Annotated in this window: 8 protein-coding genes and 1 riboswitch; of the genes, 6 read left to right on the top strand and 2 right to left on the bottom strand. The window is 43.3% G+C overall.

Annotated features, from left to right (window positions below; all coding sequences use genetic code 11):
- Window positions 1-105: 105 nt before the first annotated feature.
- From ASV53_RS19715 to ASV53_RS19690, 6 genes are all read left to right on the top strand, one after another.
- A complete protein-coding gene (locus tag ASV53_RS19715; RefSeq protein ID WP_094958351.1) occupies window positions 106-2,217 on the top strand; it encodes a TonB-dependent receptor family protein in 2,112 nt (703 codons plus the stop codon).
- A gap of 148 nt (window positions 2,218-2,365) precedes the next feature.
- Window positions 2,366-3,265, top strand: a complete 900-nt coding sequence (locus ASV53_RS19710) for a Fe(3+) dicitrate ABC transporter substrate-binding protein (RefSeq protein WP_094958350.1) — start codon at window positions 2,366-2,368, stop codon at window positions 3,263-3,265.
- A complete protein-coding gene (locus ASV53_RS19705) occupies window positions 3,265-4,278 on the top strand; it encodes a FecCD family ABC transporter permease (protein ID WP_094958349.1) in 1,014 nt (337 codons plus the stop codon). Before ASV53_RS19710 ends, ASV53_RS19705 begins: the two co-directional genes overlap by 1 nt.
- Window positions 4,275-5,243 (top strand): FecCD family ABC transporter permease, encoded by a 969-nt coding sequence (locus ASV53_RS19700; RefSeq protein ID WP_094958348.1) that lies wholly within the window; start codon window positions 4,275-4,277, stop codon window positions 5,241-5,243. Before ASV53_RS19705 ends, ASV53_RS19700 begins: the two co-directional genes overlap by 4 nt.
- Window positions 5,244-5,245: 2 nt before the next feature.
- Window positions 5,246-6,010 carry a Fe(3+) dicitrate ABC transporter ATP-binding protein FecE gene (fecE, locus tag ASV53_RS19695; RefSeq protein ID WP_094958347.1) on the top strand — a complete coding sequence of 255 codons (765 nt, stop codon included), beginning with the start codon at window positions 5,246-5,248 and terminating at the stop codon, window positions 6,008-6,010.
- Window positions 6,011-6,329: 319 nt separating this feature from the next.
- Entirely contained in the window at window positions 6,330-8,099 is a 1,770-nt protein-coding gene (locus ASV53_RS19690; RefSeq protein ID WP_094958346.1) for a bifunctional metallophosphatase/5'-nucleotidase, read from the top strand.
- Window positions 8,100-8,498: 399 nt separating this feature from the next.
- Here the strand turns inward: ASV53_RS19690 and ribB are convergent, their stop codons facing one another.
- Together ribB and ASV53_RS19680 are read right to left on the bottom strand one after the other, a co-directional pair.
- Complete coding sequence (gene ribB / locus ASV53_RS19685) at window positions 8,499-9,173, bottom strand: 3,4-dihydroxy-2-butanone-4-phosphate synthase (RefSeq protein ID WP_062689363.1); 675 nt, start codon at window positions 9,171-9,173, stop codon at window positions 8,499-8,501.
- Between the two features lie 173 nt (window positions 9,174-9,346).
- Window positions 9,347-9,530: riboswitch (FMN riboswitch) on the bottom strand.
- Window positions 9,531-9,605: 75 nt separating this feature from the next.
- Window positions 9,606-10,544, bottom strand: a complete 939-nt coding sequence (locus ASV53_RS19680; protein WP_062689365.1) for a hypothetical protein — start codon at window positions 10,542-10,544, stop codon at window positions 9,606-9,608.
- Window positions 10,545-10,616: the final 72 nt, after the last annotated feature.

Below are 10,616 nucleotides of genomic sequence, written 5' to 3'. Positions count from 1 at the left end.
AATTTTAAGTGGGCAGGTAAAACTTCCCACTTAGTTAGATGTTGCCGAAAGGTAAGACTTGTTGCTGCCTAAGGTATTGCCCATAAAATTAAGGACATAATAGATATGTTTATCAAGGAACAAACTCGTTGGGAGCCACTACGCTATTCCGTATTAGCGGCTTCTATTGTTTTTGCACTTAATGCACAGGCTGAAGATGGATCAATACAAGCAAACGCAGATATTGAAACCATAGTAGTAACCTCGAGTGTTATAGGTACGTCGGATCAAGTGGATGTCAAAGAATATCCAGGTAGTCGTACGGTTATTAGTGCTGAACATATTAAGAAAACGGCATCGAATTCTATTGATGCTGCTTTGCAAAAAGTGCCTGGTATTAAAGTACAGGATGAAACGGGTACGGGTGTTTTACCGAATATTTCAGTTCGTGGTTTAAAGGCTAGCCGTAGTGGTCATGCGCAGTTCTTGATGGACGGCGTTCCATTAACATTAGCGCCTTATGGGCATACAGGGCAGTCAATTTTCCCTGCAACATTAGCAAGTTTAGATCGGATTGATATTGTTCGTGGCGGTGCCGCAGTGCAATATGGCCCGAATAATGTTGGTGGTGTGATTAACTTAGTCACTAAGCCGATTCCGACAGAGTGGGAAACAGAAATTAGCAACCGTTTGACCGTCTTCGAAGGGGGAAATACGCCACTTAACGACCTTTATTTACGTACGGGGGGTTGGCTTACCGACAACTTTGCCATTCAGGTAGAAGGCAATGTGCTGCGTGGTGAAAGCTTCCGCGAACACTCAGATACGGATGTGAAGAATTTCCAAGTTAAAACTGATTGGTTAATTAGCCAGACGCAAGAGTTACAAGCATTTGTTCAGCATTATGATGCCGATACGCAGATGCCCGGGGCGCTTTCGCCTAAGGATTATGAGCAAGATAGAAAACAATCTAAGCGTCCATACGATGAGTACCAAGGTAAATCGACGCGTGGAAGTCTTAGGTATTTACATGATCTCGATTTAGCGGATAGCGCTCAGTTTGAATTACTTACTTTTGGTCATAAATCAACCCGTAACTTCCAATGGGGGTTTAACGGTGCGGGCGGACATTGGGCTGATCCTAGCTTACCATCAACAGATATTCGTACCTCACCGCGTGAGTTTAAGGTTTACGGTGTTGAACCTAAAATATCAATGTACTTTGGTAGCCGCAGCTCAATTTCTCAAAATTGGATAATTGGTGCCCGATATGTCAGTGAAGACATTGATTATAAGTTGACGCAAACGCCTATCGCTGGAGGTGCAACAAAAGTACCGCGTGATTGGCACTTAGATACCAGTGCGTACGCAGCTTACGTAAGTAACGAAATTGGCTTTATGAATGACCGATTGAAAGTCACACCTGGCTTACGTTATGAATCCATTAATATGACGTTTAAAGACTTTGGTAAAGAAGAAACTCACGATAATAAAGTCACTGAGTTGCTACCAGGGTTAACGCTTGCTTATAACATAACAGATGCTTGGGTTGGTTACGCTAATACCCAAAAATCATTGCGTGCACCGCAAATCGCCTATATTCGAGGAAAAGGCGAAGAGGGCAGTGAGCTGGCATGGAACTATGAGCTAGGTGCTCGATTCACTGAGGATCAAAATAGCTTCAATGTATCGCTGTACCGCATTGATTTTAAAGACCAACTTCAATGGCAAAGCGCGACTCAAACCTTTGATAATATAGGTAAGACACGTCATCAAGGTGTGGAAGTCTCAGGTCGATACGCGCCAGACTTTGTCGCCGATTTAAGCTTTGGGTTGGGTTATAACTACCTAAATGCAACCCTTGAAGAAGGGGCAAACAAAGGAAATCAACTGCCTTATACGTCTAAGCATCAATTTATTTGGGATGCGACGTACGAGATTTATGGCTTTGCTTCAACCTTATCTGGTTTCCACTTCAGTGATGCATATTCCGATAATGCTAATACCGATATAGAAGATGCTACTGGCGCGAAAGGTAAGATACCTGCGTATACAGTGTGGAACTTTAATGTGGGTAAGGAACTATATAAATCAGGTTCTCATTCTTTAAACATGAACCTAGCAGTTAATAATTTGCTTAATGAGGAATATTACTTCCGTGGGATTGATACAAGCCCTGTTGGTCGTTATCCCGCACCTGAGCGCTCTTACAGCATAGACATTAATTACCAGTTCTAATACCAGTACAGATTGTAGAGCAACTGGTTATCAAAGTGTCATCTATACCAAACTAGTCAGCATTTTTGCTGGCTAGTTTTATTTGTATTGATTCTCATTAGCGATCGCAATTAGAATCAAGCACCACAATATTCATAGGGAGTCGAATATGTCTTTTCGAGTAATGACGATATTCACGTTTTTTTTCTCGTTATTAGTATCAACGCCAAGTTTGGCTGAAACACGGAAAATTCAAGATGAACACGGCACGTTCGAAATTACGGGTACACCCCAGAGGATAGTGGTTCTGGAATATTCTTTTGTTGACGCATTAGCGGCAGTGGGTATTTCACCCGTCGGTATTGCTGATGACAAAAAAGCCGAGCGTATTATTCCTGCTGTCCGTAATGTTATTAAACTGTGGACATCAGTCGGCATGCGACCTCAGCCCAGTTTGGAAGTGATTTCAGCACTAAAGCCAGATTTGATCATTGCAGATGCGGAACGTCACACCGCAATATATGACGATTTGTCTCTTATTGCGCCAACCTTGTTGCTGAAAAGTCGTGGTGAAACCTACCGCGAAAACTTACAAGCGGCTGAGAAAATTGGTATCGCGGTTAATCAGCACCAGAAGATGAAAGCGCGTATCGATACACATAATGCAAAAATACAGCGTTTTAAAGCACAATTTGCAAGCAAAGATACCATTCAATTTGCCGTTATTACTGATAAGGGCATGTGGTTACATGGTCCAGCCTCTTATGCTGGTGGTGTGATTACGGCATTAGGTTTAAAAAGCCCTATGCCAGATCAAACAGAGAAAGCATACTTCCCGACTAGCTTTGAACAGCTTCTAAAAGTGAATCCTGATTGGCTATTACTTGGCGCCTATACAGAGCAAACTGTGGTTGATAGTTGGCAGAAAAATCCACTCTTTAATATCCTCACTGTCGCTAAAAAACATCATGTTATCGATGTATCGCCTGAGCTTTGGTCATTGAATCGAGGGATGCTGGCAGCGGAAGGTATTGCTGAAAACCTTGCAACGGTTTTGGTTCAACAATAATGCAAACTAGAACGTCAGACTATATACAGCCACTCGCGATCAGTTGTAGTTTATTTATCATTATTGTTTTTGGCTTCGCAGCTTCAATGCTCTCGTGGTCAAGTTTTTCATTGAAATTACACGACCTTCAAGCGTATTTATTTGCATTTGATAATACGAATATTGAGCAACAAATCTTAGCAACCTTACGTGCGCCTCGCGCTTATGCTGCACTAATGATCGGGGCAAACTTGGCTGTTGCTGGCGCAATAATGCAAGGCTTAACGCGAAATGCATTAGCATCACCATCAGTGCTTGGGATTAACGCAGGTGCTGCATGTTTTATGGCGTTAGCGAGTATTCAAGTACCTATTTTAAGCCAACTTCCGAGTGTACTGGTTGCGGCGGTGGGCGGTGTCGCCAGTGGTTTGCTGGTCATGCTTTTAGGGGGCTTCTTTTCTGAAAGGCCTCATCCGCTTAAGCTGGTATTAGCGGGTATTGCCATTAATGCATTGTTGATTGGTTTAACGCGCGCAGCGGTGATCTTAGCTGATGATATGGCGTACAGCGTTATGCACTGGCTAACGGGGTCGTTGTCAGGTGTAGATTGGGAGCAATGGCGTCAATTATGGCCGAGCAGTGTCGTTGGGTTGTGCTTAGCTTTCTATATTGCGCGAAATTTGAATCTATTGTCGCTTGGCGATGATGTTGCAATAGGTTTAGGGCTGAATATTCGAACGACCCGAACGTTTGCTTGTGTATCGATTGTACTACTAACGGGTTCAAGCGTAGCCATTGCTGGTCCGATTGGATTTGTTGGCTTGTTGATCCCCCATATCGCTAAAAAGCTCGTGGGCAGTAACTTTTTAGTTCTTTTGCCAGTATCTGCATTGTGCGGGGCAACATTAGTTTGTTGGGCTGATGCTCTATCTCGTGGTATCGCTTTTCCATCAGAAACACCCGTTGGCGTTATAACGGCTCTGATCGGCACACCTTGTTTTATTATGCTGGCATTAAGGAATAAGTTGTCATGAGCCGACTTAAGTTATTTTCACTGCTGGCAATTTTGCTGGCATTGGCATCGTTAAGCCTTCTTATTGGGGCATCATCACTTAGCTCAAGTCAGGTTATCGCGACTTTATTTTCGGGCGGAGAATTTGATTTTATTGTTAACCAATATCGTTTTCCTCGTATGGTACTCGCCATTGGTGTTGGGGCGGGGCTCGGTCTATCTGGAGCCTTAGTTCAAGGTGTCATTCGTAACCCTCTTGCATCACCAGATCTCATGGGGATTAGTACAGGGGCTGGGTTAGCCGCAACGGCCTTGTTGGTGTTTTTTCCTGCTTCACCTGTTTATTTATTACCGCTAGCGGCTGTGTTTGGCGGAATGTTGGCCGCTGCATTAATCATGGCTTTTGCCTATATATCTTCACCGACACCTGCACGTCTAGCCTTAATTGGCATCGCGGTGAGCGCGTTTTTATCAAGCTGCATTGATTTTTTACTGATAGTAAATCCCATTGAAATTAATACGGCCATGGTGTGGTTGACAGGGAGCTTATGGGGACGTAACTGGGAGCAAGTTCCTATTATCTGGAGTGCGCTGGCACTGCTATTACCTTGCGCTTTTTGGTTGGCATGGCGATTAGATGTAATGGGACTTGGAGAGGAAAGTGCAACGTCGTTAGGTATTAACCCTTCTCGTGTGCAAGCCCTTGCCCTAGTGGCCGCGGTAGCGTTAGCCAGTATCAGTGTTTCTGTAGCAGGAACCGTTAGTTTTGTGGGGTTACTTGGCCCGCATTTAGCACGAATGTTGTTTGGTCATAACCATAAACTGTTATTACCTGGTGCGGCGATCGTTGGCGCTCTATTGGTGTTGGTCGCAGATATTCTAGCGCGAGGACTCCAACCTCCTGTTGAGTTACCTGCGGGCGTTCTAACGTCACTTATTGGCGCTCCTTATTTTATTTACTTACTACAACGTCACCGAGGTTGGTAACCATGCTCTGTACAAAACAGCTTTCTGTCGCTTACGGTGATAACACTATTATCCGTGATTTATCGCTAACGATCCCCGAGGGGAAAATTACGGCTCTGATTGGGCCTAACGGCTGTGGTAAATCAACCTTGCTAAAAACACTAGCAAGAATTAACAAACCTGTATCTGGTGACGTTTATTTCGACAATCAGCCGCTACATCAATACCCAGATAAACAGCTGGCTCAGCGAATTTCACTCTTACCGCAAATGCTGGTGAGCCCAGAAGGTATTACTGTGCGTAAATTGGTTGAGTATGGGCGTTCGCCTTATGTCTCTCATTGGGGAAAGCTCAGCTATAAAGATAAAGACATTGTTGATCAGGTGATGGAAGAAACAGGTGTGTTAGCTATGGCTGACAAGCAAGTCGAATCGTTATCTGGAGGACAGCGTCAACGTGCTTGGATTGCGATGGTTATGGCGCAAGATGCAGATATAGTAATGATGGATGAGCCGACAACGTATTTAGATTTATCGCATCAAGTTGATCTGATGCATCTGATGCGAAGAATGAATGATAAAGGTAAAACGGTTGTCGTCGTGCTTCATGACTTGAATCAAGCATGTCGGTACTGTGATTATTTGGTTGTACTTAACGATGGGCAACTTGTCGTTCAGGGCGAACCTGAAACGGTATTTACAGCGTCATTGTTAAAAGAAGTGTTTAGCTTTGATGCACATGTTGTTAAGGATCCTGTTGCGAACAGCCCGATGTGTATTGCTTTATAGATTATATTGTTGTGAGGGGGCAACTTTAACGAAGAAAGCTCTTTTCATGTATGGGCGAATATCTTACTTATTGATTAAGTTTAACTTTATATTTGTATGACCATTGCTTTTTCTCGTGAGAATTTGAACAATGGCGTCCCAGATGAAAACTGTTTCGGTTTGGTAACAAAGGTTTTTCCAAATATTCATCATGGGTAGAGTACAACTCTGTGTTATATTTCGTTTTACATCACGTTTTTCTCGTAAGTGGCATCTCATTTTTGTCTTACAACGTGATAGACCTCTTTATTCTTTATTCACGGAGGGACGCTGAATCATTATGACTCAACATCGCGCAGCTAAAATTACAATTGCTCATATCAATGACACGCATTCACATTTTGAGCCTTCCGCAATTCAATTTAACTTACCTATGCCGACAGAGCAGGGTGAGAGTCTTCCTGTGTACGCCAGTTGTGGCGGATTTTCACGTGTATCTTCTGCTGTGCAGGATGTTAAAAAACAAGCGTATTTGCATGGACGTGAATTCATGTTTGTTCATGCCGGTGATTGCTTTCAAGGCACTTTGTATTTCTCTCTATATAAAGGGATTGCCAACGCGAAGCTCTTGAATGCTATTGGTGTAGAAGCGATGGCGTTAGGCAATCATGAACTCGATATGGGGAATCAGACAGTCGCTGATTTTCTCGATTATACAAATTTCCCTTTATTAGCCGCTAATTGGGATCTTACCCAAGAAGATCAAACTAAAGCTAATCCGTTGCAATCTAAGCCGAACGTATTAACTTACAAGCCTGCAACGGATAAATCACCCGCTTATGGGCGCTATCTGGTTAAATCAGTCGACGGTGAGAAGATTGCTGTTTTTGGTTTAGCTATTGAAAACATGGAAGGGATCGCGAACCCAGACCCAGACACGCATTTTCTTAATGTACTAGAGGTCGCAAAAGCAACTGTAAGTGTTATTCGTGCTAATGGCATTAATAAGATCGTTGTTCTAAGCCATTTAGGTTACGCGCGTGATCTTTTATTAGCAGAAGAATTAGACGGTGTTGGTGCCATTATTGGTGGCCACACGCATACCATGCAAGGTGACTTTTCTAACCTTGGTTACGGTGTAACTGATGGCTATGCTCGTATGATCAGTGGCACTTGTGTTGTGCAAGCTGGCTGTAATGCTTTGTCACTTGGTCAACTTGAATTAGATTTTAATGCCGATGGCAGTGTTGAACGTGCTGGTGGTGTTCATCAGTTGTTACTTGGCCGTCAATTTACCTTAGATGCTTCGCGTACAGAACATTTAGAAGAAGGTCAGCATCAAGCCGTGAAGGCATACCTGCAGGCACAATCTAACGTACGATTTTGTGTTAAAGACCCTGAAATTGAAAATCTGCTGAACAATGATTATCGCCCAGCAGTGCGCAAGTTGCAGACGCAGCTCATTACCAAAGTACCTGAACCTTTGCGTCATACTCGTATTCCAGATGCCAAAGGCCCAAGCCAAATTGCGCCTTTAGTTGTTGATGCGTTTCGTTGGCAAGGCGTACAGCAGGGCTATGATGTTGATTTTGCCATTCACAATGCGGGTGGGGTACGTGCATCATTGAACCCGGGTCCATTGACCTCTGCTGATATTGCAGGACGTTTATTACCTTTTGCTATTGGCCTGATGGTTTATAAAGTTAAAGGTAAATACCTGCGTCAAGCACTTGAAGGTGCAATAAACAATGCCATTGATAATGGTGTTGAAGGCACGGGAAGTGGTAGTTTTCCATATGTATCGAACTTACGTTTTACTTATCGGTGCTGTGCAGAGAAAGGTGCGCGTGTAGAATCGTTAGAAACCTGTAAAGATAACGAGTGGCGACTGATCGAAGATGATGTTGTATATACATCGGTATCTTCTGGTTATACCGCGACAGGTAAAGAAGGTTATGATGCGTTGCTCAACTATGACATGGAGCCTGTTGCATTGAACGTGACGATGGCTGAAGCGTTTGAGGCTTATGCTCATACGCTTTCCGAGCTTAGAGCGCCTGATTCGATTCGCGTTAACTACATTCCTTGCCAATGTGCGGATGTTGCTTAGCTTAAGTATTGTCTTCGTTGGTTAACCCTTTAAAAAACATCAACCTTGGTTGGTGTTTTTTTTGCGCTTTACCAAAGTTAGATATCACCTCTCGAAATCTCAAAAATCCGTGTGAAATCCGCTCAAGAAATGTTCAGTGTTGACGATAAAAATACAGAGGGTGTAGATGTGAGATAACAGTAGAGTTCGTATGGGAGTTCGTATGCATAAAGATTGGATAGACGTCGCTATGGTCGTGGGCTGGGTTTCTGCGTGGGGAATATTGATTTATTTGATGCCATCTGTTGGCTTATAACACCGAATCGTTTAAATAAAGGTGTTTTTACGACAGTATTTATATCCGTCTAAACTAGATAAAAAAGCTGCACCATAGCAGCACAGCTTTTTCGTAGCTAAGCATTAAGCGATTTCAGCTAAAGCGTCCTGCGTATTTGCTTCTTTTGCCAAACGATAAGCGGCTAAATCTTCAATGGTTAGCACTGGCATATCATGCTCTTCACCAAACGCAATAACCTCTGGTAGGCGTGCCATTGTGCCATCTGGGTTCGTAAGCTCACACAAAACACCGTATGGCTTCAAGCCTGAAAGACGCATTAAGTCGATGGTTGCTTCAGTATGACCACGACGACCAAGTACACCTTCTGCATTCGCTTTTAGCGGGAACACATGGCCTGGGCGGCAAAGATCGGATGGTTTAGCATCGTCAGCAATAGCGGCTTTGATGGTTGTTACGCGATCAGCGGCAGAAACACCTGTTGTCACGCCATGTGTTGCTTCGATCGTCACTGTAAAGCCAGTTTCATTGGCGCTAGTGTTGTTTTCTACCATCATAGGTAATTCAAGCTGTTCAACGCGCTCGTCCGTTAAACATAAGCAGACAATGCCTGAACATTCACGGATCATTAATGCCATTTGCGCTGGTGTTAAGGTTTCTGCTGCGAAAATGATATCGCCTTCGTTTTCACGATCTTCATCATCAACAACAAGTACACCGCGACCTTGGCGGATTGCTTCTAACCCTGCTTCAACACGTTGGAAAGCAGTTCCGAAAGGGGAAAGTAGAGACTGATTCATGGTAAATAACTCCAAATATAATATTGATACCAGAATCAGGGCATAGAAAGGCAGCGTTTCAGGAAAACTGAAATAACTTAAACCACCAAATTCTCGATACCTAGGTGTAAGCAACTAGATATGAGTAAATAGTGTGTATGTAAAGCATGAGGCAGCAATAGATACTGGCCTCCACTGATCCTCTTTCATCCGGACTATGACCGTCGGCTCTGGGTTTACACCAGATCTGCTGACCTTGAAAAAGCGAACAAAAAGCCCGTTATGTTCAAGCGCTCGCGGGCTGATAAAGGGTTATATAGAGAGTAACTGCCTTTATTTACCGCCGGTGGGGAATTTCGCCCCGCCCTGAGAATTCATCTGCATCATAGAAAAATCGTTTCGATCAGGCAAGCGATTCGCTTAAGTCGGTGTAATTTGTTTGAAGTTGGGACGTTATTGATTGATTTGTAGCCTAGATGCGCGCTTATGAAGTCGTGGCGATATGTATTTCACAAAAAGGGGTAAACAAAAGGTTGGAAATTGAATTGCTCCCATAATTGCGAGATATTCTGGCCCTAAATAACTACTTGCGACGGTAAATGTGAGCAATACATTTCGATTAGCAGCAGTTATTGCAGCAACTAATGCTTTGTCGACCCCTTGTCGGTGGTAGCAGATATATCCTGCTATAAAAAAGAGTGCGCATAACGTAATGCCGATTAACAGGTATTGCATGCCTAGCCAGAGCGATAAATCAAACATGTCACGGAACTCTCCGACGAGCCCGAAGGGAAAACTAAAGACTAATAGAATAGTGAACTGCGATAGTTTTCCGTGAATTCGGTGTAGGGTTTCTTTAGGTACTAAGTGGTGACAAAAAGCAGAAATCAGCATAGGCCCTGCAATAAATATAACCAAGCGTACGAAGTAACTCTTCATATCCAGGCTGAAAGCTTCGTCTTGGAAAATCATTAGATTAAAATAGAGAACAGCTGGCATTAATAACGTTGTTGCGATTGTCATTGCCATTGCTTCTAATGCATCTAAGCCGATTGAGCGTGCAATAGCCGGTGTCGCAAACAGCGAGCCTGTGGCTGTAACTGCTGATATTGCAACTAATAATGCGCTATTCACACCTAGCAGAGCGGCTACTGAACAGCTGATGAGTGATAACCCAATCGCATGGAATATGGCATAGCCCCATACTTGTCGTTCGGCTAGCTTTTTAATTAATACATTCTGTTTTATGCCAAGCAGGGTAAATAGCATAAGGAAAAACAGAATGAGAGGGAGATAGGGGAAAAGTGCTTTTGATGCGTTGGGTATTAAAAAGCCTAATACAGCCGCAAGCATTAAAAGTAATGATGAATGTTTTGAAACAAATGACAACATAAAAAAGACACTCGCTAAATTGTTGCCTTATTGTTACTACAAGCTGCAATTAAAAACAAACATATTCTATGT

Source organism: Photobacterium sanguinicancri (assembly GCF_002265265.1).
Taxonomy (GTDB): domain Bacteria; phylum Pseudomonadota; class Gammaproteobacteria; order Enterobacterales; family Vibrionaceae; genus Photobacterium; species Photobacterium sanguinicancri.
Note: the sequence above shows the minus strand (reverse complement) of the source record. Positions and strands in the feature narration are given on the sequence as shown.